The following is a 26,636-nucleotide window of genomic DNA, read 5'->3' as shown; positions in this document are numbered from 1 at the left end:
TACTCTGTATTTTGAGTATTTAATTGTGATACTAACGGAATGTCAATAGTACAATTTAATACTTTGTATCAAATCCCTAAATTCAAAAATCAATAAACCAATAAAAATGACATTACCCAAACTCTAGATAATGTCATTTTTGATTGAAACCGATTTACAAGCTATTTTTCCCCTTGCTTTTGCATGTATTCTCTATACAACCTTTGCATTTCATCTGGAGCGAGTTTCCAGTATTCTATTAATGGGTTGGCTTTTACCTTTTCGTTATACTCATCGATAAATTGCTGATTTAATGAATCGTTGTCTTTGTACTCTGCTCTAAGCTCTTCTAACTGCTTGTGTAATTGCTCTTGAATCTCTGCATAGGTTGGTTCACCATATACATTTTGCATCTCTTCTGGGTCTTTTTCCAGATCAAACAATTCCCAATGGTCTATATCATAATAAAAATGAATCAGTTTATATTTGTCTGTTGTGATGCCATAATGCCTCATTACATTGTGTTCTGATGGATGCTCGTAATAATGGTAATAATGTGCTTCTCTCCAATCGTTTGGTTTTTCACCTTTTAATATTGGCAACATACTTTTACCTTGCATTTCTGCTGGAATCTCTGCTCCTGCTATATCTAGAAAAGTCTCTCCAAAATCTAAATTTGATACTAGTTCGTTGTTAACTGTTTTTGCTTTAATAACTCCCGGCCAGCTTATTAACAATGGAGTGCGTAACGATTCTCTGTACATCCATCTTTTATCAAACCAACCATGCTCACCCAAATAGAATCCTTGATCCGAAGTATAAACTACAATTGTGTTTTTATCTAGCCCATTTTCTTTTAGGTAATCTAATACTTTTCCTACACTTTTGTCTACCGCCGAAACACATGACAGATAGTCTTTCATATAGCGCTGATATTTAAACCTTACCAGTTCTTCTCCTGTAGGATTGGTCTTTTTAAATTCATCTAATACTGGCTTATACACCGAATCCCAAAGTGATAATTGCTGCTCATTTAACCCCCGTCTTGGTTCATCAGACATTTTTAAATCTCGATCCATATACATGGTCTTGGAGATCGTCATATTATTTAGCTCAGCAGCATCTCTATTACCAGAATAATCATCGAAAAGTGTTTCTGGTTCTGGAAAAGTAACATCTTCATACATGCCTAACTCATTAGGCCCTGGTTCCCAAGCTCTGTGAGGTGCTTTGTGCTGCATCATTACCATAAAAGGCTGGTCTGAATCCTTTCTACCTTTTAGCCATTCGATGGTTTTATCTGTGATGATTTCTGTAGCATAACCTTCTAGTTTATATCGCCCTTCCTGATTAATAAATGTTGGATTGTAGTAGTCTCCCTGATCTGGAAGAATGTCGAAATAATCAAATCCAGTTGGTGTATTACCTAAATGCAATTTACCAATAATTGCTGTTTGATAGCCTGACTTTTGCAACACTTTGGTAAAGGTTTGTTGACTAAAATCAAATTCCGAACCGATGGTATTGTCTATAAAACCATTTAAATGACTGTATTTACCTGTGAGAATTGTAGCTCTAGAAGGCCCACAAATCGAGTTTGTTACCAAACAATTGTTGAACCTCATACCCTGATCTGCCAATCGATCGATATTGGGTGTAGGTGCGACCTCAGCCAATTCACCACCATAAGCACTAATTGCTTGGTAGGCATGATCGTCACTCATTATAAAAAGTATGTTTGGCCTTTGTGGTGGCGGTACTTCAGTTTTCTCCGTCTTGCATCCAATTAATGTAATGAAAACTAAACCTATTAATGTAGTATGAATTAGTTTTTGGGTATTCATTGTTCCAGTTTCTTTTTTGTTATTTATGGTTTCTTTAAAATAGCATTTTTAATTTATATAATATCCCAATTTATGAATTTAATTCTATGAGCAAGCAGTCTAATGTTAGTACTCACTCTTTTCAACATATGTTAGTGTTGATTCTTTGTAGCCTATTCTTCTTGCTTTAATTACCAATTTTTCATCTTTCTCAAGTATAATTGGTTTATCTGGTTCGTAAACTTTCCACGGTCTGTCTGACTCAAAGCTTTCACCATTTTTTCCTACTCTACCTAGTATACTGGCAAAATCCCAAGAGAGAATTTTGTGAGTTAATTTTTCATCGATGAGTTCTCCTTTTTTTAATATTTGATAACCAATAGATGCCCCCTCAGTATCACAAAAAAGCTTGATACCAGCATCTGCCTGATAAACAACAGGCTGCGCAGTAATAGGAGGTTCATTTTTACCATTCCACCAATCTTCGATCATTTCCTTTTCAGGTTTTTCTGCCATATCTCCGGTAATTGATCTCCATGTTTGAAAGGCAGCACGCATCTCGTTCAATTTATCTGCATATTTTGAGTCAGTAGCAAGGTTATTAAATTCATCCGGATCAGTCTGAGTATCGTATAATTCTTCTACTGGTTTGGTATCGAACCACTTCATCATCATTGGATTTAACTCACCATTCTCTTTTTGAGCTAGTATTTCTTTCATTAATGGAATGCTTTTCCTGAAATTTAGATCTTGATAATAAGGCAACTCCGGCATGTAATTATAGAGATACTTAAAGCGTCCATCACTTACAGCTCGAACCCTATCATATTTTACCGATACTCTGTCGCGAGCAGCATATATATATTTTCTTGGATAATCAACTTTCTGATCTCCTAAAAAAGCTTGCCCTTGCATATATGCTGGAATAGTTACGCCTGCAATTGATAATACTGATGGAGCAAAATCTACTGCACTTACCAAATTATCATTTACTGTACCTGCATTTTTTGCATTAGGGTATTTTACAATTAATGGAATATGAGTTCCCCTTTCTAATAACTCACGTTTCATCAAGGTAGCGCTCCTCCATGATCGCTATAAAAAAATATCCATGTATTATCATACAAACCATCTTCTTTCAACTTAGCTATAATTTCGCCTACTTGGCTATCCATTTTTTCGATATTGGTAAGCTGTCTGGCAACAGCTTTTTTTGCAGTTTCTGTTTGTGGATAGAAAGCAGGAACTACAACATTATCTGGATCGACTGTATATGCTTCATCCTCTCTTATAAAAAGATTCATCTCATGTGAGATAGCTAAATTAAATATGGAAAAAAATGGTTGACCTTTCTCTCTATTTTGCCAAGAAGCTGCTGCACTATTTTCATCCCACACTGTAACAGGAGGTTCAAATTGATAATCTTGTTTCTCGTTGTTTGTTGTATAGTAACCTGCTATTCGTAAATACTCAGGAAAACATTTAACAAAAGGAGGAATAACTGCTGAGTAATCTGGTACCGGTGTGTTTTTTGGATTATCATAATTCAACGTTCTCATATGCATTGTGCCTATTGACGTCTGATACATTCCCGTTACCAAACAAGACCTACTAGGTGCACATACACCTGCTGTAGTATATGCCCTAGTGTAAAGTTCTCCCTCCCGAGCTAACTGATCTATATTCGGTGTTTTCACACCTTTATAACTATATGCACCTATATATGGACCAATATCTTCGCAGACAATCCAGAGAATGTTGGGATGTAAATCACTCTCTTGAGCATGAGTAACAAGAGGCAATATGCTCAAGAGATAAATCTTTGTAATAAGTAGTAATTTATAGGTTGATTTCATAAGTGAAAAAAACTTTTGATTACTTCGAAGAAGTTCCTTCCCTATCTTTCAACATATCTGGACCTTTCACCATTTTTTCGTCGTGCGCTTTCATTACCTCCCTTATTTGTTCAATTACTTCCGGATTTTCTTTAGCGATATCGTATTTTTCAGAAGGATCTACACTTAAGTTATAAAGCAGAGGTGGATCATGTCTAATTACCTCACTGCCATAAGGCTCTTGAGTAATAAAATGTGCTTTGTAATCTCCCACCCTAACTGCATATAACCAGTCTCCACGATAATAAAACATATCATTTCTAGGACTTTTCTTTCCTTCAAACAAAGTTCCACTAAGGTCTAAACCATCAACTATTCGATCGTTAGGAATTGGCACACCAACCATATTACTTAAAGTGGTAAAAAGGTCCATAGTAGTACCCAAGTCTGTTACAATGCCAGGCTTAATACTTCCTGGTGCCCAGAATATAGTTGGTTCACGCATACCTCCTTCCCAAGTAGAGCCTTTACCATCTCGAAGTAAACCAGCACTTCCACCTTCCTGATTCATTATTAACCATGGGCCATTGTCTGAAGTAAAAACAACCATTGTGTTTTTGTCTAAACCATTCTCTTTAAGCGTATTTAAAAGCTCACCTATCCAGAAATCGATTTCTTCAACTACGTCACCATATAAACCTCTTGGGCTTTTTCCTTCAAAATCATTAGATGCAAATAATGGCACATGGGGTAAATTATGAGCTAGATATAGAAAGAAAGGTTTCTCTTTGTTCTCTGTAACAAACTTCATTGCCTCTTCGGTATATCTTCTTGTAATCGTATTTTGATCGGCTGGTCTTTCTATTATTTCTGTATTGCGCATCAATGGGACATTAAAGGTTTTTATATCTTTTCGTTCTGGAGATTTCCAAAAGTCAAAATATCCCTGAGCGGATCTAAATGGAATAATATTATCCATATCGTTGCTATATGGAATGCCATAATAGTAATCGAAGCCATGGCTTGTTGGCAGAAATTCTTCTTTGTGTCCTAAATGCCATTTTCCTATTGCAGCAGTTGCATAACCAGCTTTTTTCATTTGCTCGGCAATGGTTACCTCAGTTTGTGGAAGTCCATTTTTAGAATCTGGAAAAAGTACACGGTTTACGCGGCTAGTCATACCATTTCTTATTGGTAATCTGCCAGTAAGTAAAGCTGCACGACTTGGAGTACATACACTTGCACCAACATAAAAATTTGTCCACTTCTGGCCTTCTACTGCCATTCTATCTAGATTAGGCGTACGAATAGTAGGGTGTCCAAATGTACTTAAATCACCATAACCAAGGTCATCTGCAAAGATGATTATAAAGTTTGTCGGTTTTCCATTGGCTTTATTAGGTACCTCGCTTGGCTCTTTAGTTGGAGTAGTACAAGCAATAAAACCCAATATGAATCCTAATGGAATTGCAAGCCGCGATAAAATTTTTTGATATTTAGTAGTCTTCATCTAATAGTTTATTTTATTTGTTGTGATTTTCCTATTTATCTCTGTAATTATTCGTCTAGCAGATTTTAGATCATACTAACTAAAGCTTATTTAAATTAGATATTTAATAAATTTCGGAAAACCCATCTCGTAGAAACCCAAATTATATATATTAATACCAAAACAATATTCTTTTTTGTCTTTTACTCATTTTCTTTAGAAAAAGTAATCAAAGGCAGCAATTGATACTGCTGCCTTAATATTTTATAAAGCAATTATTTTTAAAATTGTAACCATCAAATACTAGTAACCATCGTTTTGCTCTAATAAAGGATTCGCATCAATATCATATTGCGGAATAGGATATAAAGCTTGATAAGCCGTAGCATTTTTTCCTCTTGCTACTGCATCAGATATAAACATATCATGTCTTAGTAAATCTTCTCTGTTTTTTCCTTCATGAAAAAACTCCCATCTTCTTTCCTGTAAAATTGCATTCAATAAAGAGCTTTGATCATAATCTGCAAGTTGTAATAATGGCGCCTGTGCTCTTTCACGAACCTGATTAATGAGATCAATTGCCTCTTGTGTAGGACCTGATAATTCATTTAATGCTTCTGCTCTGGAAAGCAAGATATCTGCATAGCGGATTGCAGGAACATCATTTCCTTGATTGGCACTTACTGAATTTGGATCCCAAGGATACTTGCCAGGGATTGATTTATCATTACCTAAACCCTGTTGAGGAACTCCAGAAACATTGGTCCATGAGGTCACGATTAGCTCTTTCCTTATGTCTGCTGGGTCAAAAGAATTCACAAAGTCATCAAACAGATAAGTTACCGCAGCATAAGAGTTATTATTTGGATATGGCTCCGGATAAGTTGCCTTATTAGGATAGGTTAGTGCCAGATAGTTGTTAGCTACATCTTGCACCGCACCATCTTTTGGTAATGCCCACACCATCTCACTATTTCCTTCATTTGTAAGTGAAAATATGTCACTATAGTTAGCTTGTAGGCTATAAGTACCCATATCGATTACTGCTTGTGCCATATCGGCTGCTTTTTGCCATTGCTTTGAGTTTAAATAATACTTACACAGTACAGCGCGAGCCGTTCCTTTATTGGCTTTACCAAACTCAGAAACATCTGGTAAACTTGCTAGTGCATTGGTTAAATCTGATTCAATTTGGGTTTTTGTTTCAGCCTCTGTGGCTCTTGCCTGTAAAGGATCGTCGGTTGATGATGTGTACAATGGAAGTGGTCCATAAAGGTTGAATAATTCTGAATAGCACCAACCTCTTACAAAAAGTGCCTCTGCTGTAGTTGTTTTGATAAAATCATCACTAAATGCCGAATTTTCGATATTATCTAAAACTATATTTGCATCTCTAATACCATAATAATAGTTTGGCCAAAGAGATATAATTTGTGCATGAGTGGCTGTCCAAGTAAAATCTTGTAGCTGTGTCCATAATGCTTCAATACTTCCACCTGCACCCCAAATTTCGCCTGCTGCACTCGCTCCCAAATAAAGTGCAGACCAAGTTTCTACCACTCCTGCTCGATGAGAATAAGCATATGCAGAATTCATTACTGAACTAATTCCATCTTCTGTTGTAAAAAGAGTTGATGGTGTTAACTGAGAGTAAATATTTTCATCTAAAGGCTCTTCACAAGCTGTTACACTTAAAAATGCCCATGCAAATAATATATATATTTTATATGATTTCATTTTCTATATAGTTTAAATTGGCAAATTATTAAAATGTAGCATTTAAGCCTACCATGAATGTACGAGCCAACGGATAGCTCGCATAATCAACCTTCACATTGTTTCTACCAAATGCATTTGCTTCAGGATCGTAGCCTGGATAATCTGTAATTGTAAACAGGTTTTGTCCAGTGGCATATAAGCGCAATGTGCTTAGGAAACTAATGTTTTGTGTAGGTACATTATAACTGATTTGCACATTTTTCAATCTAAAATAAGATGCATCCATAATTGTTAGTGAATTTACCTTGCCTGCTGAACCAGCCGGATAAGAATTTGGATTTGTAGCTGATGGCCATGCAGCATCTGTATTTGTTGGTGTCCATCTATCCATCATCATTGTCATTCGATTTCTTCTGTCATTAGCTGGATACATGCTTTCCGCTGCCATTACATTAAATAAATCACCCCCTTCCATTCCTTGAAAGAAAAAACTCAAACCCCAATTTTTATATTCAAATTGATTATTAATTCCATAGGTAAAATCTGGAAAAGGATCTCCAACGATTGTTTGATCTGCTGTAGTAATTTGATCATCACCATTTTGATCTTTGAATTTCGGATAGCCTGGTATTTCATCGCCTTCTTGCTGGATGCCTGTAATTTCATATCCATAATAAGAAGCTAGTGGCGATCCCTCTTTAATTATAGCAGAGTTGCCCCCAACTACTTGTAAGTAACCTGTAGTAATTTGATCAATTCTGCCTAAATCTACTACTTCATTTTTAATTGAGGTGAAGTTGAGAGAAGTGTTCCACGAGAAGTCTTTTGTTGAGATATTCGTAGAATTTATAAGTATTTCTACACCTTTATTAGATACTTCACCAACATTAGTCAAGATAGAAGAATAACCAGAAGACTGTGGTAAAGCTAAGTTAAATAAGAGGTCGGTTGTGCTTTTAGAGAAGTAATCTAAAGTAACGTTTATTCTGCCACTTAACATACTTGCATCAAGACCCACATTAAATTGGGTGGTTGTTTCCCATTTTAAATCAGGATTTGCTATTCTTAATGGATTGGTACTTCCTTGTATTTGGCCGTCAAACACTACAAATGATCCTGTACCAAAAGTAAGTTGGGAGGCATAGTTCGAAATTTCTTGGTTACCTGTTTGTCCCCAACTTGCTCTAAATTTAAGTTCTTCAAAAAAATCAGGAACAAAAGCCTCTTCTGACATTTTGTAACCGAAAGCAAATGATGGGAAATAGCCATACTTATTGTTATCTCCAAAGCGTGAAGAACCATCTGCTCTAATTGAACCTGTCAAAAGAAATTTATCAAACAAAGTATAATTTATCCTTCCTAAATAAGAGAATAGTGTATTGTCTTCTTTGTTACTATACAAATTGTCAGTATTGGTATCACCTAAACTTAGGTTGTTTGTTTCAATATCATCAGTTGGAAAACCATTTATATTAGCATTAAAAACACTAAAGTAAAACTTCTGGTAAGTTACTCCACCGAGTACATCAAATCTGTGGTTTTCATTTATTTCTTTGGAGTAATTCATGGTATACTCACCTAGTATACTTGACCGTCTGGACGATGTTACATCAGCATATCCTCCAAGGGCTTCTCCTCTATTTGTAAGTGTGCTCACAAATACATCTCTTTTAACATTTGAAATGTCTGAGCCTAAATTCAGCTTTGCTATTAATCCATCAATAATTTTATACGAAACATAAAAGTTAGCAAGAGTTCTATCTGTCTGGCTTTTACTCTTAACACCATCAATTAAGCTCATCGGATTATTTATTGTAAGATTCTCAGACACAGCATAAGATCCATCTGCATTAAAAATTGGTTCTGTAGGATCGTATAACAAAGAAGTATAAATCGGGCCTGCACTTTCATTTGTATTTACACCATCTATTCCGTTTTGATCTGCAATATGACTTGTATTGATATTAAAGCCGATATTGGTATTTTCACCTAACTTAGAATCAAGATTTAGCCTTCCAATATATTTTTTTATACCTGTATTCTTGAGAATACCTTTTTGATTAAAGTAATCGATAGAAGCATAAATTTTAGAATTGCCAACTCCACCAGATAAAGAAACATTATTATCAGAAATAGGAGCGCTTCTATAAATCTCATCTTGCCAAGTTGTACCAGAACCTATTGTTGAAATATCTGATGTTGAAAATACTTCTGAGTTACCCCTGTCTGCCGAAATATCATTAATAAAATTCATATACTGTTCAGCATCCATAACATCAATTTGTTTTGCAACAGATTGAGTACCAAAGTATGTATTATAACTTACGGTTAATTTATCATTGCTCCCTTTTTTGGTGGTAATTAATACAACTCCATTTGCACCTCTAGAGCCATAAATTGCTGTTGCAGAAGCATCTTTAAGAATCTCTATCGACTCTATATCATTTGGATTTAATGAGTTTAAAGGATTTTTGGGCGATAAATTAGAGCCAATCGCTTGTGCTGCGCCAACATTATTTGGATCTGATGAAAGACCACTTCCTGATAGATTAGAACTATTGTCAATCGGAAATCCATCTATTACATACAGAGGCTCATTACCAGCATTAATTGAACTTGATCCTCTAATTCTGATTGATAATCCACCACCTGGCTCCGAACTACTCTGTGAAATTTGAACACCAGCAGCTCTACCCTGCATCATTTGATCTACAGAAGCATTGGCTCCCGGATTTAAATCTTCCGATTTTAACGCTGATACAGAACCAGTTAAATCACTTTTCTTTACCGTACCATATCCAATCACAATTACTTCTTCTAACTGCTCTTGGTCAAACTCCAATGCAATATTTAAGGTTGTTTTGGAACCTATTGTTGCTTCTTGAGTTTGATAGCCAATAAAACTAAATAGAAGTATATCTCCTTCATTTACATCTAAGGTATATTCACCATTTAAGTTAGTTGTAGTACCAGTTTGAGTACCTTTTATTAGAATACTTACACCAGGCAATGGTTCGCCATCATCTGAAGATGTAACTACTCCTTTAACTTGGAAACTATTTAATGATATAATTTCTTCTATAGGATCTGCAAAAGCTTCTTTAGCACTTACAAAAATATTATTATTAATGCGTTTAAATTTAAGATTTGAGGTTTTGGAGATATCTCTTAAAAGATTTGCCAGTGTTTCTTTATGATAATTTGAATTAAGACGCTGCAAGTCTACTTTCTCTTTTAAATCTGCATTTGTAAGTTCATAGGCAAATTTAAAAGGCGTTTTAAGCGAGATTAAATCAAAAGCGTCTTTAATAGTTGCATCTTTGAGATTTGCTGTAATGTAAATTTCCTCCATACTTACTTTTTGGGCATTTGTTTCTTTTGCCAATAATAGGCTGCAAAACAATGCTTGGAGGCATATTCCTAAAAATCCATATTTAGACATAAGTAATACTTGTCTTAGTATTTTCAATTTCATATTTTTAAATGTTTTTGTTTGAAAAAATCAAGAACTCTTAACTCTTAAGTTCAACCTGTCTACCAAACCCGTTGGCTTAAGAGTTTTTTAGTTAGTATATATTATTGAAAAAGTTATATTTACATAGGCATAATTTTTTAATATTATGATTTATATTAATTTAATAAATAATCACAGTATTACCTTCCAATTTGTAGTTAAAACCTATTGAAAAGCTTAGCCCTTGTAGTACTGTTTCTAGGCTTTCATTATCAAACTCTCCAGTAAAACCTTTATTAGAAGGAGTATTTTTAATCACTATCTTGGTATCGTACCAATTTTCTAATACTTCTGTGATCTCATCTGTTTTTGCTTCTTTAAATTGAATAATACCGTCTTTCCAGCCCAGCTCTTTACTAGGTTCAAAACTTCTTTTAGACATATCATTTGTTTCATTATCAACTTCTAAAAGTTCATTTGGAGATAATGTAACTTTTTCGTGAGAAGCATTTTTTACAATTTCCACTTTACCAGTCACTAATGCAATCTCCACTTTGTTATGAGACTCAATATTTTTGATATTAAATGATGTGCCAAGTACCTTAGTTCTAATTCCTCCACTATTTACAATGAATGGTTGGGAAGCATTATGCTCAACCTCAAAATAAGCTTCTCCTTCTAAAAACACCTCTCTTTTATCCTCTTCAAAATTCTCTGGGAACCTGATTTTACTACCCGAATTTAATTTAATTTTAGAGCCATCTTTTAATACAATTGTATTTTTCTGCCCTTTATTCGCATACTTCTCAATCATATTGCTTTTAGGTAATTCAGACTCCGACAAACTTTCAGTTGAGTTTTGAGATTGCCAAGTATAATACAAAAGACTAAACACTATTAGCAAAGATAAACCTGCAACTAATCTAGAATAAGATCTCCAACCAGGCATTTCCCTAATTACTGTATCATCGATATTTTTATAAGGCTTTATTAAGCTAATATTTTTTTTAAATTTAGCATACTCCTCATCATATTCATTATCAGGTAGTTTATTATATATAATATCTAATTTATATTTTGCTTGAGCTATTATTTCAGCTTTCTCTGGATTTATTTTTAACCATTCTACCCAAAATTTAACATCTGCTGGATTTGCACCTAAATAATAATTTAAAAATGACTGATCTGTCATGAAATCCTCTATATCGAAACTTTTATAATCCATTTATTTGGGTTGTTTGTAGGTATGATCTGAAAAGTTGATTTAGGTACTCAACTTTTTTTATTTTTTTTTCAGATTTTTTAAAAAATCAATTTTTGAAACCCAAATTAGAAATAATATTTAAGGCTTTTATATGATTAATAGAGCTTTAAATATTAAATAAAAGGAGATGTAATCTGCCAAATTAATTGCGATATAAGCAAAAGAGACGCTAAATAAATTACATTCTTTAATCGTTGAATGGCCCTATGCATTAAGTTTTTTATACTTTGATATTTTAATCCCGTAATATCTTCTATTTGATTATAGTTATAACCCTCATAAAAAAATAAGTAAATAATTTCCCTCTCTCTTTTCGATAATAGATTTAATCCTTCCTGTATTTTCTTTAATCTTCCTTCACTCTCTTCTTGTTCAATTATATTCTGCTCTATAGAAAATATAACCTCATATTTGAATTCATTATAGTCTTGTATAACCACTTCCTTAGAACTCTTTTGTTTTTTCTTAATCAACGAATTATATAAGGCTTTTAAAAGATATGGTCTTATCTTTTCTACCTTGCTCAGTTTATGATGATTTTTCCAAAGGTTGGTAAATAACTCTTGTATTTCATCTTTAACAGTACTCTTATCAGAAATAAATTTATAACCAAAACTAAAGAGTATCTGATAATTTTGTTGATAGATAATCTCTAAGGCCTTTTCACTTCCATTTTTTAATTGATCCCACAGACCTTGATCGTTAATATCTATCAAATTTTCACTTTTCATATGTATTCTTCAGTTCCAGCTAGCAAATTGGCCACTATATAAAAGAATCATAATTTCTGATAATTTCCAAATATTGAATTTTGGAAAAATGCTTTTCAAGTATAGAGAAACTATTTAAAGAATTGATTTTTGATGCTTGGTTTAGGGTTTATTGTGATTATCTTATCATGGCAGGTTTCATGATTTGAGCATATTTCGCAATAACTTCTATTCAGAAAGGGGGAAATATAATTCCTAGCTTTTATTTTAATAAGTTAAAGCCACTTGATAGTTTATCAATGAATATTTTGAAATGCAATTTAGCTCCACTTATACCTTCTATTTTTTAGCAACCTGAACAAATGACCAATTTTTTTGAACATAATGACAATTAAATAAATACCATTCAACTTTTATTTGTCTCATTGTCGATTGATAAGATCATCGATCTATTGTAGTTAAATCACATCTCCTATTAGCAATTATAAAAATTAATATCATTACATAAATCTAAACTTAAACATTATGAAAAGCCTTTTTTACTATGCCTCTTTTTTGTTTCTAATTTTTTCTTGCGAGAGTGATTCTATTATTCCTATTGAAGATGAAGAAAAATCATTTTTAAGAAAATCGAAAAAAGTTGACTCTCCTCCATCTCAATCAGGTTTTATTGTTACAAGGGGGGAAGGTTACAACTTTAATACAGCCTTATTTATAGTAGATTATGAAAAAGAACTAACTGTTGTTATCGGACTCTATGCTCAGATGGGTTGTGACCCTACAAATACCACTTTCCCATTCCAATTAATCCCATTTCAGAGTGTAAACATTCCTAATAATGAACAAACTCGTACAAAGATTCAATGGAAGGGCGATATCCATTTTGAGATATTAAAAGGTACTATTGATCCATTTAATGAAAATATATGTACGCTACTAGAAGATCAACCTGCTTATGCTTCAGGAGAGGCATTTGCTATTATAAATGATAATGACCAAACCTCTTTTGAAAGAGAAGATTCTAAAAACAGAAATACTTTCAGTGTAAATGCCAAAGGTACATTATATGATCATGATGGGGAATCTGTAGATTTTAAATTAAATTTAAATGGTTCTTGGGATGGTAATGATATAGAAACTTGGAAAGAAAATGTAAAACTAAAATTAGATTGATAAAAAACTGATATCAATTAATCTTTACATAACTCACTAATATTCTTTAAAAATCATTATATCATATAACAACCTACTCAAAGATTTCCCTTTGAGTAGGTTGTTTTTGATAGCTTTTAACAATTACATCATGAAAACATATTCTACTGAGAACTAATTTTTACTTATACCAACCTCCACCTAATGCTTTATAGATTTTGGTAAGTGCTAAATATTGCTGCTTTCTTGTATCTATTAAATCCAATTTGGCTTCTAAGGCATTTTGTTGTGCCAATAATACTTCCAAATAATTGGCTCTACCTGTTCTAAATAATCTGGTAGAAATATCAATTGATTGATTAAGCGCTTCAACTTCTTCACTTTTAAAAGCATACATTTCATCTAGGTTATCAAGATTTACCATTTCGTTTGCCACCTCAACATAACCATTCAATATCGTTTTGTGATAGTTATATAAAGCATCTAATTGGTAAGCATTAGCCTGCTTAAACTCTGCTTTAATTGCACTTCTATTAATTAAGGGAGCCGTTAAACCTCCCAGTAAACCATATGCAATTGACTCTGGCGTTCTAATGAGATAAGAAGGATCGAAAGCATTAAATCCTATATCACCAGTAACATTTAGTGATGGCAAAAATGCTGCTTTAGCAGAAGCTACATCTGCTTTTGCTGCCATTAACTCAAATTCTGCTTCTCTAATATCTGGCCTGCGTTGCAACAAAGTAGAAGGAATACCTGGGGCTAAACCTTCGGGAAACTCATTTGAAAATAAAGCGGGTGATCGCTCTATTGGCTGCGGAAATCTACCTAACAGAAAGTTGATAATATTTTCTGTGCTAATGATTTCTTTATACAAAGCTCTTTCCATATTCTTTGTATTTAACAACTGACCTTCAAATTGCTTTACAGCCAACTCATTGGCCGTACCAGTTCTTTTCTGAATCTTTACAATTTCCAGTGCATTCTCTTGAATCTGTATGGTTTCACGAATAATTTCTAGTTGATTATCTAATGAAAGTAATTCGTAATAAATACTAGAAATTTCAGCAATTAAACTGGTAACTACCCAATTGCTACCTTCTACACTTGATAAATATCTTGAATATGCCGCTTTTTTCTGATTTTTAAGTTTTCCCCAAATATCGGCTTCCCAAGATGCAGAAAATCCTAAATAATAATCAGGAATTCTCTGTGTCATCATCTCACCGTTTACATACTGGCTACCTTCGTTGCCTGCCCAATCTGCTGAGTACTCGCCCAATCTGATAACTCCTGCAGAAATTCCAGCATCTACTGTTGGCAACATTCGCCCTTTTGCAAAGAGTATTTCAGCACGGGCAGCTTCAACTCTTTGCAACATGCTCAAAACATCAAAATTGTTGTTTAGAGCGGTATCAATAAGGGCAGTTAGTAAAGGATCGGAAAAACAAGTTTCCCAAGTGATGTTTATTGAATCGGTATTTGAATTAATTGATGTAGCATATGCTGCTGGCATCACTAGCTTTTTATTTTCATTTAATTGGCTAGTTGGTTTACAGCTATATATCATTAACAGGCTAAGCAAAAAAATGCTAGCTGACTTATTTAATCTCAACATTGATCTTAATTTGATTGATTAATTTCGAGTGTGTGATTACCCTCAATTTCATTGTTTTGTTTAAATGCGAGAGAAGCAAACATGTAATACAATCCGGGGATAACAATTACACCGAAAATAGTTCCGAATAACATCCCTCCTGCTGCTGCTGTTCCTATTGTTTTGTTTCCAATTGCACCTGCTCCCGAAGCAAACATTAACGGAATTAAACCTGCTGTAAAAGCAAAAGAAGTCATTAAGATAGGTCGCAATCTGGATGCGGCTCCTTCTATCGCTGCTTCTAATGGAGTAAAGCCTTCTTGTTGTTTTTGAATTCCAAACTCCACAATAAGAATGGCGTTTTTACCCAACATGCCTATGAGCATAACTAAAGCAACTTGTGCATAAATGTTGTTTTCTAAGCCAAATACAAATAGCAAGAAGAAAGCGCCAAAAACTCCAACTGGCAACGAAAGTATTACAGGTAATGGAAGTAGAAAGCTTTCGTATTGTGCGCACAGCAACAAGTACACAAACAACAAACAAATAATGAAAATATATACACTCTGGTTTCCAATGGCTACTTCGTCGTAGGTCATGCCCGACCAAGCAATATCGTATCCGTTTGGTAATTTTTCTTTCGCCACTTCTTGTATTGCTTTAATGGCATCACCACTACTAAATCCCGGAGAAGTGTCTCCATTTATTGTAGCAGAAGTATACATGTTAAATCTGGTAACTTGCTCAGGTCCTAATACTCTTTCAATCTCCATAAAAGCAGAATAAGGTACCATTTCTTCATCATCATTCTTTACATACAGCTTAAGTACATCTTCTGGCAAAGCTCTGTAACTTGGATGTGCCTGCACCATTACGCGATAGGTTTTACCATATCTAATAAAGTCTGATGCCCACTCACTACCCAATAAAGTTTGTAAAGTACCCATTGCATTGTTTACAGATACGCCTTTCTGAGCTGCTTTGTCGTAGTCTACATGCAGTAAATACTGTGGATAGTTATTATCGAAAAGTGAAAAAGCATTTTGTATCTCTGGCCTTTTTTCTAATTCAGTAATGAAATCTTTCATCACCACTTCCATTTTCTTGAGGTCGTCGTTGCCTGCTCTACCTAAAAACCTAAATTCAAATCCACCTGCATTTCCATAACCCGGTACAGCCGGAGGCGAAACAAAATCGATACTTGCCCCTTTAATATGACTGGTGCGTGCTTTCATTATTTTAGAAATTTCTGCAACAGATTCCTTTCTGTCGTTCCAATCTTTTAAATTGATAAGCACGGTTCCATAAGGAGAACCTGTACCATCTGAGAATAGGTTATTACCTGCCAAGGTTGAAACAGATTGAACTGCATCAAGCTTATTCGCTTCTTCTTGAACTTGATCTACAACTTCCTGAGTCCTTTCTACTGTTGCACCGGGAGGAGTTAAAACATTGGCATAAAGTATACCTTGATCTTCATTAGGAATAAATCCTCCTGGAACAAAAGAACTAATACCGAAAGTAGCAATACAGAAGGTAATCAGGATGCCAAAAGTAATTAACCTTCTGTTTACTATGAGTCCGATTAGCTTTCTGTACCTAATTGACATCCTGTTATACCTATTATTGAATCCATCTATAAATCTGGAAATCAATGTTTTTTTAGTGTCTTTCTGATGGTGTGTGTCTTTGAGTATGAGTGTACAAAGTGCTGGGGTGAGTGTTAAAGCAACAACTCCTGATAGTATAATTGCTACTGCCAATGTAACAGAAAATTGTCTGTAGAAAATACCAACAGGCCCAGACATAAAAGAAACGGGGAAGTATACGGCTGACATTACAAGCGTAATCGCTATAATAGCTCCCCCGATCTTTTTCATAGCTGAGATAGTAGCATTCTTAACATTAGCATTAGAAGATTCCATTTCGGCGTGTACAGCCTCTACCACCACAATGGCATCGTCTACCACAATGCCGATTGCCAGAACTAGTGCAAACAATGTTATCATGTTAATAGAAAAGCCGAACAACTGTATAAAAAAGAAAGTACCTAAAAGCGATACAGGTACCGCAATTGCTGGAATAAGTGTTGAGCGAAAATCACCCAGAAATATAAATACAACAATAAATACCAGTATAAATGCCTCTATAAAGGTTTTGAAAACTTGTTTCATTGATGCATCTAAAAAGCGAGAAACATCATAACCCATCGTGTATTCCATTCCGGGTAAAAAGGTTTTCTCTTTCAACTCCTCCATTTTATCCTTAATACGATCGATTACCTCTTGCGCATTAGAACCAGGCAACTGCTTAATCACAATCGCTGCGGAAGGTTGGCCATTTTCTTTGGCATAAGTATCGTAGTTTACCGTACTTAGCTCTACATCTGCAACATCTCCAACTCTCAGTATTTGACCATCTTTAGTCGCTTTTAGAGGAATGTTTTCATACTCCTTTTCATCTGTAAATCGACCAGTATATTTTAGAATATATTGCATCGACTGAGCTTCTTTCATAGAGCTTTGGCCAACAGTACCAGGAGCAGCTTCTACATTTTGATCTTGTAATGCTTCAATTACCTCATCGGCAGAAAGGTTGTAAGCAGCAAGCCTATCTGGCTTTAACCAAATTCTAATGGCGTATTCTCTCTGTCCTTTAATATCAATAAAGCCAACCCCTTTAATTCTTCTGAGTTCTTCGAGAATATTTATATGAACAAAGTTGTGGATAAACTTTTCATCCATTGTAGTGTCTGAACTGGATATATTGAGGTACATCAACATACTGTTAATCTCCTTACCCACCTTTACTCCATAAAGTCTTACTTCTTCTGGTAGTTTACTAATTACCTCAGAAATTCTGTTTTGAACGTTTACCGCTGCTGCATTTACATCTGTTCCCGTTTCGAAACTAATTTGAATGGTACTGGCACCATCGTTACCAGCTTCTGAAGTCATGTAGCGCATGTTAGGCACTCCGTTTACTGCCATCTCTAAAGGTCGAATTACAGCCTTAATAGAAGTTTCGGCATTAGAACCGGCAAACTCTGCACTTACGTTTACCTCTGGTGGCGCGATATCTGGAAACTGCGAAATGGGTAGTTGAAACATTGCCAAAAGACCCATGATGGTTATTACCAGTGATATTACAATTGATAATACCGGGCGCTGAATAAATCTGCTAAACATTAATAGATTTTTTCGTTAATGATTAAATTGTACGATGTTATGAAGTCTGTTTGTAGTTAGTTTATTTTCTAGCTGTAATCGCTAGGTCTTCGACCTAGTCTTCGGCCAAATCTTCCTTTGAGTCTTGGTCTATGAAGTTGATTAGTTTAGTTTGCACTTCGTCTCCATCTTTAACCAGTTGAAGGCCTTTATAAATTATCGCATCAGATTCTGAGAGATCATTGTCAATTACATATAGATGAGGAATTTCCATTAAAGGAGTTACACTTTTGCGTCTAACTTGATTATTCTCATCTACCACATATACATACATTTTATCCTGAGATTCTATAGTAGCAATTTGAGGAATGATTAAAACATTGCGAATGGCTTTTTTAATTCTTACTTTGCCAGTAAAACCATGCTTTAAAAACAATTCTGGATTTGGAAAAACCGCTCTAAAAGCAATATTACCTGTACTCTTATCAACTTTGCTTTCAACCGTTTCGATGACTCCTTTGTAGCTATAAACTTCATTATTTGCCATTATCAGAGATACCTTTTCTTCCTTATTACTACTCCAAGATGGCATAAAATCGAGGTATTCTTTCTCCGAAACATTAAAGTAAGCATACACTTCTTTGTTGTTAGAAATTGTGGTGAGCAAAGTACCATTTTCTACCAAGCTGCCGATCTTGTTAGGGATTCTATCGATCACACCATCAAAAGGTGCTTTAATTTCTGTGTATGATAGATTAAGCTTTGCACTGGCTTCGTCTGATTTTGCTTCTTCGATATGCGATTTTAAAGATTCCAGATTCGAATGCGCTCTTTCTAATTCTGTCTCCGAAACTATATTATTGTCTACTAATTCGGTGGCACTTTTCACTTCAACCTCAGCAGTTCTAGCTTCTGCAATGGCGCTATTTAAGGCAGCCGAAGCTTTCATTAATTCTACTTGATACTCTTGTTTGCTAATGGTAAAAAGCACTTGCCCTTTTTTTACACTTTCGCCTTCATCTACATGAATTTCTGTGAGATAACCTTCTACCTTTGCTTTTAATTCTACATGCTGTACTGCCTGAATATCAGCTACATAATCGGTTTTGTAAACCGTATCCATTATAACTGGGTGAGTAACTGGAAAGACGTTGTCACCTTCTGAGTTTGTTGCCAAAACGCCTTCATCTTCTTCGTTGAAACTTTCGTTGAAACTTCCCCAAAGAGATGCACTTAGAACTAAGGCTAATATGATTCCGAGATACAGTATAATATTCTTTTGCTTCATGATACCAATAAATTTTGAAACAATATTAAAGCTGTAGTCTTAGAATGATTTAAGAACCAGATTAGAATAGCATTAGAATTTTAATCCTAAGAATTTTGGTAAATGGATCGGGATGATGATTTTTACTTCAGTGCCCTTTTCCAACTCAGAATCGATTAATAATTTTCCCCTATGCAGATTAATAATTCTTTGAGAAAGAGAAAGACCAATACCAAAACCTTTAATTCCACGCACATTTGGCGCACGGAAAAAAGGTTCTGATATGTTTTTAAATGCTTCTGCAGGAACTCCGACTCCTTTGTCTTTTATAGAGATTTCCACAGAGCTATCTAAAACGGTCACTTTCACGATAACTTCCTGATTCTTAGAGAATTTACAGGCGTTATCGAGAATATTGGTTAAGGCTACTTTTAATAGATTATAATTGCCAGTAACAACCAGCTCATCATATCTGTCGGGTAAATCAGAGAAATCAAATAATATATTGTTCTCCGGGCGTGAACTATCTAACGCATCTTTTGCTTCGATTACTAATTCATCTATCCTTACAGACTCAATCATTAAACCTTCGTTTTTGTGACCAACCTGTGCCAGTTTTAACAGGCTGTTCACTAAAAGTTCTAATCGCTGAGCTTCTTTTTCTACTGTATGTAAAGCCACTTTGTATTCTTCTGCAGATCGCTCTTTGTTTAAGGTTACTTCGGTTTCTCCTAAGATTACTGCAAGCGGATTTTTTAGTTCGTGTGAAGCATTGTTTACAAAGTTATTTTGCTGATCAAAACTGATTTCTAACCTGTCGAGCATGTTGTTAAAAGTAATGGCAAGCTCAGCAAGTTCATCTTTTTTGTTTCCAGTATCTATTCGCAAATGCAGATTAGTAGCAGTAATCTCATTGGCTCTTCTAGTAATTTTAGAAATTGGTTTCAGTACTTTTCCTGCATAGTATCTGCCAAAAAGGTAGATCACGAACAATGACGATACAAAAGCAACCAAAAGGATATTTCTGAGGTTATTCATCTTGGCTTCTCCGTACGGGTTATTTGCCGAAACAACCACGATAAAATCACCTTCATTATCTGTGTAAAGTATGCCTACTCGGTAGCCATCGTCAAACTTTTGCTCTGCGTGTTTTTGCTTAAAAACCATTTCAATAAACTTGTCGGAGTATTTTCCATTTGATCTTTTATCGATGGTTTTTCTAGACACATTCACCTGAAACACAGCTTCCTCTTCTTCTGGAAGTATCTGATAATGCTTTTTAAGAATCTGGTCGTAAATCTGCTCGCTTACTTCATCCTTTTCCAAATAAGACTGACCTATAATGTAAGCTCTTTCAAACAAGCGTCTGAAAAACTCTTTTTCTGTATATTGATAAGAAAAAAAGAAAACTAATATAAAGATAATGGCCAACAGCGACCCTGTTAGAAGGGTAAATACCAAAGTGATTTTGCTTCTTATTTTCATTCTTCTTTCATAATATAGCCCATACCTACAACTGTGTGAATTAGTTTTGAATCAAAACCTTTATCGACCTTATTTCTAAGGTAATTCACATATACATCTACCACATTGGTACCCATATTAAAATTGATATCCCACACATTCTCTAACAAATCGATTCGTGAAAGTACAGTTCGCTGGTTTTTCATAAAGAATTCTAGCAAACGGTATTCAGTTGAAGTCAGTTTAATTTCTTGATGAGCTCTAATTGCAGTTTTTGCATTTTGGTTCAGCTCCAAATCAGCAATTTTAAGTTGAGTTTCTTCAGCAGGAATCCTGTTTTTTCTTCTTAAAAGTGCCCTGGCTCTGGCTAATAATTCTTTAAACTTAAACGGCTTTGCAAGATAATCATCTGCACCTGCATCCAAGCCTTTTACTATGTTATCTGTTGTTCCTAATGCTGTTAGCATCAGAATCGGACACGCTTTATGCAGACTTTTTCTAATTTTTTTGCACACTTCTAGGCCATTTAATCCCGGAAGAATTATATCTAGAATTATTAAATCTACTTCACTTTGAGCCAATAAATCCAAGCCAGAATTGCCATCATAAGCAACCAGTACTTGATATCCGTCTTCTTCTAAACCCTTCTTTATAAAAGCAGCTACATTCTGCTCATCTTCAATTAATAATATGTTGTTCATGGCAAAATCTCTAAAGATTTTATAAAGATAAAGAGCTATTTTGCCAAGTCGCAGAAAAAGAGATTAGAAAGTTATTAGAATTTTAATTTGAGAGGAATTGATGGGAAAGAAGAACTAAGTAGTAATTTTTGTGATCGGGAAAAAGATATTAATAAAATTGCTTTCGGTAGAGATAATAAGGTTTTTAATACGTGAGCGTTTTCTGACAATAACTTACGAATATCAAACCTCTGAGAAATTATAGCTTATTTGTAGAAATATAGAGTAGCAGAAACAAAAAAGATTGGGTGCAAATGCACCCAATCTTTAAAGAATATAACTTTAGTATTCATTGCATGTATTAACCTTAGCTTAAGTGCTAACCTGAATTTAACCAAGATTAATTTCTTCGGCCATAAATGGCTGGTTATACAATCTTTTGCCTGTAGCTTTATATAAGGCGTTTGCTAAAGCTCCAAAAACAGGCGGAAATGCGGGTTCCCCCATTCCCGTCGGATCAATATCATTTTTCACAAAATGTACATCTATAGATTTTGGCGCTTCACTATGCCTGATCATTCTGTACTTATCGAAATTACTTTTTTCAGGAATACCGTTTTTGAAAGTCATAGAGCCATAAAGTGCATTTCCGATTCCATCTACAATGGCACCTTCGCTTAGATTTATTGCTCCATCTGGATTAATTACAATGCCACAGTCAACCGCACAACTCACTCTAGGTACAACAGGTTTCCCATCTTCTATAGTTAACTCTAATACTTGAGCAACATAAGTATTATGGCAGAAATAAGCTGAAACTCCTCTACTTACATCATTTTTTTCTGTTGCCCAATCGGATTTATCTCTTACTAGTTTAAGCACTCCGGCAAGTCTATCAGCTTCATAATCATTATTCTCACCAACTGGGTTTTTCTGCGCTCTTTCTAAAAGTTCTAGTCTAAATTCTATCGGGTCTTTTCCAGCTACTTCTGCTAGTTCATCTAAGAAAGATTGTTCTGCACCAGCAATAAAGTTTGATCTTGGAGCTCTAAAAGAACCTGTTGTAATGTTGGAGTCTATTGTCCAATCTTCTGCCAGATAATTGTCTACTGCACCAGCAGGAAAACGATTTGCATATAATGGACTTTCTGGAACACCACCCGCATTTACATGAAAAGCAATGAGGTTATTTTCTTTGTCTAATGCTGCGCGATAAGTGGCACTGTAAGTTGGACGATAGATGCCCGATGTCATGTCGTCTTCTCGGGTATACATCAACTTTACAGGTGCATTTACTTTTTGAGAGATGAGAGCAGCTTCAATTAAAAAGTGTGCATAAGATCGCCTTCCATAACCACCTCCCAATCTCGTCATCTGAATATCTATTTTTTCTAGTGGCATTTCTAAACGTGCTGAAAGTGCCTTTTCTGTATATTCAGGTTTTTGTAATGGACCGATCAACTCTGCTTTTTCGGGAGTAACATGTGCAAAGAAATTCATTGGTTCCATACAATTGTGTGCTAGGAAAGGTGCAGTATAAGTCCGTTCAATCACCTGATCTGCATTTTTAAAAGCTTTTTCTGGATCGCCATCTTTACGTAAAACCTTAGCCGGTTTTTTCATCATCTCAGCCATATTTAACATATGATCTGTAGAGTTTTCTAAACCTGCAGGAATAGTTACAGTTTGCACATTGCCAAACGCATTTCTGGTAATTGTATAATCAGATATAGGCTCCCACTCTATTTTTAAAGCTTTTTTTGCTTTCATTACTTCCCATGTAGAATTACCTACTACTGCCACAACTTCATTAAAAGTACAGGTATCGAAATACTGCCTTTCATAGGTTTCATCAAAGTTTTTAACGGCAAATACATCTCTTATCCCAGTCATCGATTTTGCTTCAGCATCATCAATAGATTTTAGCTTCATTCCAAATGCTGGTGGGTGTACAATCATAGCGATGAGCATTCCCTCGCGCTTTACATCAATACCAAAAAGTGGTTTGCCTGTTACAATTTTTTTCCCTTCTACATTCTTTTTAGTAGTACCAATTATTTTAAATTCTTTGAGGTCTTTTAAGTCAACTTCTTCTGGTACAGGAATCGCAGCAGCAGCAGAAGCAAACGCTCCATAACTCGCAGATTTATTTCTTGACTTATGATGCAATGTACCTGCTTCGGTGGTAATCTCTTCTACTGGAACTTGCCATTGTTGGGCTGCAGCTTCTTTAAGCATATGACGGGCAGAAGCTCCCGCAATTCTTAATGTTTGCCAACTTCTTCTTATCGCCTGACTTCCACCAATAAATTGTCTAGAATATAATTCGGTGTTCAATGGTGCTTGTTCTACGATTACATTTTTCCAGTCTACATCTAGCTCTTCAGCAACGATCATTGGCATAGATGTTTTTACCCCTTGTCCTCCTTCTGGATTTGGAGAAATGATAGTAACAATACCATTATCTCCAATTTTTAAATAGGCATTTATATCAAACCACTCTTTAGGAACAGAACTTTCAGTTTCACCTTTAGGGCTAGTTTGGCAACCTGCCAACCAATTAAACCCGATGATCAAACCTCCACCAGCCATAGCTGAGGATTTTAAAAATGTTCTTCTGCCAAGAGATGTTTTGTGTTGTGCCATTTTAAAAAATGTTGTAAAGTGAAAATTATAACCAAATCGACATTGTTGTTAATTCTTATGCTGTAGAAGTAGATTCTTTAAAGTAAGCTTTACTAGTGAAAAGGAATAACTCAATTGAAACAATTTTGAATAAATTTCAGCTTAAATGCTTATTTGAATTATACATTAAATTTTCCTGAATTTAACCGGGCTTAAATCAATGTGCTTTTTAAAAAAGTTATTGAAATGCGTAGGCTCTGTAAATCCCAAAGAATACGCAATGTCTGCTACAGGCCAAGCGGTTTGTTTTAACAATATCTTAGATTCTTGTAAAATCCTTTCTGAAATAGCTTGAGAAGTAGTTTTTTGCAGTGTCTTTTTTACAATTCTATTTAAGTGGTTTACATGTATATTGAGTTGATCTACATAGTCTGATGGTGTTCGAAGGTTTACTTTTTGACTTACCTGATCTATTGGAAATTGCCTTTCTAGCAACTCTAAAAATAATGTTGAAACCCTTTGAGATGCATTTAACGATTGTTTTTCAAATGAGGTAGAAGGCAGTGTTTTCATCGCAAAATGGATCAACTCATAAACCATTGTTCTTAATAGATCATATTTATGCACATAGTCTGAGTTTAACTCTCCTAGCATACGATTAAAAATGGCAGCTACATTTTCATGCTGCTCATTTGATAATTCAAAAACATGGTTACCTGTCGGCTGAAAAGCAGTGTATTGGTTTAAATCTCCAAATTGATGGAAAAATGCCTGATTGAATATGCAAAAGTAACCCCCATATATCTGGTCTCTTTGTTCCCAACTATATGGAATCTGAGGATTTGAAAACACCAGTGCATAATCTTCTACTTTCACAACTTTATCGGCATAATGAAATTCACCTGCTCCCTCTACTAATGTTATTTTAAAATAATCTCTTCTTCTGAAAGGTGCTGGCTTAGCTCCAGTACCCACATAAGGATCAAGCTTAAAGACATTAAAATGCCCGATCTCCTGTTGAATATTTTTTGTAGGTAAGTCATCCTTTGCCCTATAAAAATCACTGATAGTTTCTACTTTACTCATCATTATAATGAAGTTTAATCTTCCTCACATCCAAGTCTTGATTTGGTAAAGATGTTGTTTAAATTCCTGTATTAGATTTTGCATTTAAAACCGAATCGAAATTTGTAACTGCCCAAAAAAAGAATACTTTAAAAACAAAATAGTTTATTTTCTAAGTTTTTAGCTCGCCATATTAGCCGATTAAATCGAAAAATTTATACGAACGAATATTTGAATTGTAATGTAAAAATTAATAGCCTGGAGAAATTAAAGATATCAAACAATTACTTACTATATTCAAACATTAGCACTGTGCTTAAGGCCATCTTATCAAGATAAACTTAAATAATTAGTTAAAAACAACTTAAACGATATATCAAAAAAAGAAATACTTTACTCCACAACGGAATAAGGATTTTCCAATAATCAACTAAAAGCAATCATATATTATGTGCTAGGGTTAATGTATTAAAACAAAAAATTAACCGATCAATGATCGGCCAATTTCCTCAAAATAATACGAATAACGTACTTAATTCTTAAAGAAACTATAGTAGGTATCTGGAAAAACTATGGCTAAATCCAGATATGTAGTTCCTTATATATCTATGAATTATTTGTATGTAAAGGTACCTGCTATAGCAAGCAAATTATAACAAATTTCAAACAATAGATTACACTTTTCAAATATATACATGTCTATAGCTTGATTTTTAAAGTAAAATTCAAGCATAACAGATTTTCTAAACTTTTATCAGACCAAAATTATTAGGAGCCAGAAATATTTAGCCAATAGGTGAATTTTAGGTTTAGTGATCTAAACCTCGGACTAAGATCATCTGTTTGATAATTGTCATTATAAACCAAAAATAAATCAGACAAAGGTGCAAATCTCCATTGCAATCTTGAGTTAATTCCTGAATTTTTACGCTGGTTACTATATTGAACTAAAGTAGACTGAAAGACTATTAAGTATCAATACCGGATTAAGTATATCTTGCGCATCGATCGGTTCAAAGAGCACATCAATTACACCATTGCAACCTAAATTGATGCCTATCTTTGTGTTTCCATCACTGGTATCGTAGATTATTGTAAACGTTTTTTTATTTCTCATTACCTTTCTTGCTTTCTCAAAGCATCCCTTCCAAACATCCTCCACTGATTCAACCAACCCAATTGCCATCGTCTGTAATTAACATTCTTGTTCTCAGACTCCTATATGATGACCCGTTTACTCTTACGATAGTAGCAAGAACAGCATTTTTTTTACTGAAATCTATTTGCTTGTAAGCTTCACATATTTTTTAGAGTTCTTTCATGTTTATTAGGGTTAAGTTATCGAA

General features: G+C 34.6%; 18 protein-coding genes and 1 pseudogene. 1 reads left to right on the top strand and 18 read right to left on the bottom strand.

What is annotated here, in order from left to right; all coding sequences use genetic code 11:
- Positions 1-161 precede the first annotated feature (161 nt).
- The 8 genes from OQ292_RS21625 to OQ292_RS21590 all read right to left on the bottom strand — a co-directional run bounded on the left by OQ292_RS21625 (position 162) and on the right by OQ292_RS21590 (position 12,294).
- Positions 162-1,823 carry a sulfatase family protein gene (locus OQ292_RS21625; protein WP_284686044.1) on the bottom strand — a complete coding sequence of 554 codons (1,662 nt, stop codon included), beginning with the start codon at positions 1,821-1,823 and terminating at the stop codon, positions 162-164.
- Between the two features lie 105 nt (positions 1,824-1,928).
- A complete protein-coding gene (locus OQ292_RS21620; protein WP_284686043.1) occupies positions 1,929-2,873 on the bottom strand; it encodes a sulfatase/phosphatase domain-containing protein in 945 nt (314 codons plus the stop codon).
- Positions 2,873-3,658, bottom strand: coding sequence for a sulfatase-like hydrolase/transferase (locus OQ292_RS21615; RefSeq protein WP_284686042.1), 786 nt, complete (start codon positions 3,656-3,658; stop codon positions 2,873-2,875). The genes OQ292_RS21620 and OQ292_RS21615 overlap by 1 nt, the downstream gene beginning before the upstream one ends.
- Positions 3,659-3,677: 19 nt before the next feature.
- On the bottom strand, positions 3,678-5,147 hold the full coding sequence (locus OQ292_RS21610) for a sulfatase family protein (protein ID WP_284686041.1): 1,470 nt from the start codon (positions 5,145-5,147) through the stop codon (positions 3,678-3,680).
- Positions 5,148-5,429: 282 nt separating this feature from the next.
- Positions 5,430-6,863, bottom strand: coding sequence for a RagB/SusD family nutrient uptake outer membrane protein (locus OQ292_RS21605; protein WP_284686040.1), 1,434 nt, complete (start codon positions 6,861-6,863; stop codon positions 5,430-5,432).
- Positions 6,864-6,891: 28 nt separating this feature from the next.
- Entirely contained in the window at positions 6,892-10,320 is a 3,429-nt protein-coding gene (locus OQ292_RS21600) for a SusC/RagA family TonB-linked outer membrane protein (RefSeq protein WP_284686039.1), read from the bottom strand.
- A 160-nt stretch (positions 10,321-10,480) separates the two neighbouring features.
- Positions 10,481-11,524: a FecR family protein gene (locus OQ292_RS21595; RefSeq protein ID WP_284686038.1), complete on the bottom strand. Its 1,044-nt coding sequence runs from the start codon at positions 11,522-11,524 to the stop codon at positions 10,481-10,483.
- Positions 11,525-11,676: 152 nt separating this feature from the next.
- Positions 11,677-12,294, bottom strand: coding sequence for an RNA polymerase sigma factor (locus OQ292_RS21590; protein WP_284686037.1), 618 nt, complete (start codon positions 12,292-12,294; stop codon positions 11,677-11,679).
- Positions 12,295-12,798: 504 nt separating this feature from the next.
- Here OQ292_RS21590 and OQ292_RS21585 point away from each other — a divergent pair.
- On the top strand, positions 12,799-13,446 hold the full coding sequence (locus OQ292_RS21585) for a hypothetical protein (protein WP_284686036.1): 648 nt from the start codon (positions 12,799-12,801) through the stop codon (positions 13,444-13,446).
- Positions 13,447-13,606: 160 nt separating this feature from the next.
- Here the strand turns inward: OQ292_RS21585 and OQ292_RS21580 are convergent, their stop codons facing one another.
- The 10 genes and pseudogenes from OQ292_RS21580 to OQ292_RS41120 form a co-directional block, all read right to left on the bottom strand.
- On the bottom strand, positions 13,607-14,941 hold the full coding sequence (locus OQ292_RS21580) for a TolC family protein (RefSeq protein ID WP_284686502.1): 1,335 nt from the start codon (positions 14,939-14,941) through the stop codon (positions 13,607-13,609).
- A gap of 107 nt (positions 14,942-15,048) precedes the next feature.
- Positions 15,049-18,210 carry an efflux RND transporter permease subunit gene (locus tag OQ292_RS21575; RefSeq protein WP_284686501.1) on the bottom strand — a complete coding sequence of 1,054 codons (3,162 nt, stop codon included), beginning with the start codon at positions 18,208-18,210 and terminating at the stop codon, positions 15,049-15,051.
- 94 nt (positions 18,211-18,304) lie between these two features.
- Positions 18,305-19,477 (bottom strand): efflux RND transporter periplasmic adaptor subunit, encoded by a 1,173-nt coding sequence (locus OQ292_RS21570; protein WP_284686500.1) that lies wholly within the window; start codon positions 19,475-19,477, stop codon positions 18,305-18,307.
- Positions 19,478-19,549: 72 nt separating this feature from the next.
- Positions 19,550-20,941: a HAMP domain-containing sensor histidine kinase gene (locus OQ292_RS21565; RefSeq protein WP_284686499.1), complete on the bottom strand. Its 1,392-nt coding sequence runs from the start codon at positions 20,939-20,941 to the stop codon at positions 19,550-19,552.
- Positions 20,938-21,621 (bottom strand): response regulator transcription factor, encoded by a 684-nt coding sequence (locus OQ292_RS21560; protein WP_284686498.1) that lies wholly within the window; start codon positions 21,619-21,621, stop codon positions 20,938-20,940. The genes OQ292_RS21565 and OQ292_RS21560 overlap by 4 nt, the downstream gene beginning before the upstream one ends.
- 369 nt (positions 21,622-21,990) lie before the next feature.
- A complete protein-coding gene (locus tag OQ292_RS21555; RefSeq protein WP_284686497.1) occupies positions 21,991-24,246 on the bottom strand; it encodes a xanthine dehydrogenase family protein molybdopterin-binding subunit in 2,256 nt (751 codons plus the stop codon).
- 165 nt (positions 24,247-24,411) lie between these two features.
- Positions 24,412-25,314: a helix-turn-helix domain-containing protein gene (locus tag OQ292_RS21550; protein ID WP_348970641.1), complete on the bottom strand. Its 903-nt coding sequence runs from the start codon at positions 25,312-25,314 to the stop codon at positions 24,412-24,414.
- A 744-nt stretch (positions 25,315-26,058) separates the two neighbouring features.
- A pseudogene (locus OQ292_RS21545) lies at positions 26,059-26,256 on the bottom strand (hypothetical protein); the annotation flags it as partial.
- Complete coding sequence (locus OQ292_RS21540; protein WP_284686496.1) at positions 26,228-26,407, bottom strand: hypothetical protein; 180 nt, start codon at positions 26,405-26,407, stop codon at positions 26,228-26,230. The pseudogene OQ292_RS21545 and the gene OQ292_RS21540, both read right to left, overlap by 29 nt.
- A 49-nt stretch (positions 26,408-26,456) precedes the next feature.
- On the bottom strand, positions 26,457-26,573 hold the full coding sequence (locus tag OQ292_RS41120) for an XdhC family protein (RefSeq protein WP_431733780.1): 117 nt from the start codon (positions 26,571-26,573) through the stop codon (positions 26,457-26,459).
- Positions 26,574-26,636 lie beyond the last annotated feature (63 nt).

The organism is Chondrinema litorale (assembly GCF_026250525.1).
Taxonomy (GTDB): Bacteria; Bacteroidota; Bacteroidia; order Cytophagales; family Flammeovirgaceae; genus Chondrinema; species Chondrinema litorale.
The sequence above is the reverse complement of the archived record's forward strand: the minus strand, read 5'-3'. Positions and strand labels throughout refer to the sequence as shown.

Excerpts from the sequence above, each read along its gene's own strand:
- OQ292_RS21625 (WP_284686044.1), bottom strand. The coding sequence starts at position 1,823 with ATGAATACCCAAAAACTAATTCATACTACATTAATAGGTTTAGTTTTC.
- OQ292_RS21620 (WP_284686043.1), bottom strand. The coding sequence starts at position 2,873 with ATGAAACGTGAGTTATTAGAAAGGGGAACTCATATTCCATTAATTGTA.
- OQ292_RS21615 (WP_284686042.1), bottom strand. The coding sequence starts at position 3,658 with ATGAAATCAACCTATAAATTACTACTTATTACAAAGATTTATCTCTTG.
- OQ292_RS21610 (WP_284686041.1), bottom strand. The coding sequence starts at position 5,147 with ATGAAGACTACTAAATATCAAAAAATTTTATCGCGGCTTGCAATTCCA.
- OQ292_RS21605 (WP_284686040.1), bottom strand. The coding sequence starts at position 6,863 with ATGAAATCATATAAAATATATATATTATTTGCATGGGCATTTTTAAGT.
- OQ292_RS21600 (WP_284686039.1), bottom strand. The coding sequence starts at position 10,320 with ATGAAATTGAAAATACTAAGACAAGTATTACTTATGTCTAAATATGGA.
- OQ292_RS21595 (WP_284686038.1), bottom strand. The coding sequence starts at position 11,524 with ATGGATTATAAAAGTTTCGATATAGAGGATTTCATGACAGATCAGTCA.
- OQ292_RS21590 (WP_284686037.1), bottom strand. The coding sequence starts at position 12,294 with ATGAAAAGTGAAAATTTGATAGATATTAACGATCAAGGTCTGTGGGAT.
- OQ292_RS21585 (WP_284686036.1), top strand. The coding sequence starts at position 12,799 with ATGAAAAGCCTTTTTTACTATGCCTCTTTTTTGTTTCTAATTTTTTCT.
- OQ292_RS21580 (WP_284686502.1), bottom strand. The coding sequence starts at position 14,941 with ATGCCAGCAGCATATGCTACATCAATTAATTCAAATACCGATTCAATA.
- OQ292_RS21575 (WP_284686501.1), bottom strand. The coding sequence starts at position 18,210 with ATGTTTAGCAGATTTATTCAGCGCCCGGTATTATCAATTGTAATATCA.
- OQ292_RS21570 (WP_284686500.1), bottom strand. The coding sequence starts at position 19,477 with ATGAAGCAAAAGAATATTATACTGTATCTCGGAATCATATTAGCCTTA.
- OQ292_RS21565 (WP_284686499.1), bottom strand. The coding sequence starts at position 20,941 with ATGAAAATAAGAAGCAAAATCACTTTGGTATTTACCCTTCTAACAGGG.
- OQ292_RS21560 (WP_284686498.1), bottom strand. The coding sequence starts at position 21,621 with ATGAACAACATATTATTAATTGAAGATGAGCAGAATGTAGCTGCTTTT.
- OQ292_RS21555 (WP_284686497.1), bottom strand. The coding sequence starts at position 24,246 with ATGGCACAACACAAAACATCTCTTGGCAGAAGAACATTTTTAAAATCC.
- OQ292_RS21550 (WP_348970641.1), bottom strand. The coding sequence starts at position 25,314 with ATGATGAGTAAAGTAGAAACTATCAGTGATTTTTATAGGGCAAAGGAT.
- OQ292_RS21540 (WP_284686496.1), bottom strand. The coding sequence starts at position 26,407 with ATGAGAAATAAAAAAACGTTTACAATAATCTACGATACCAGTGATGGA.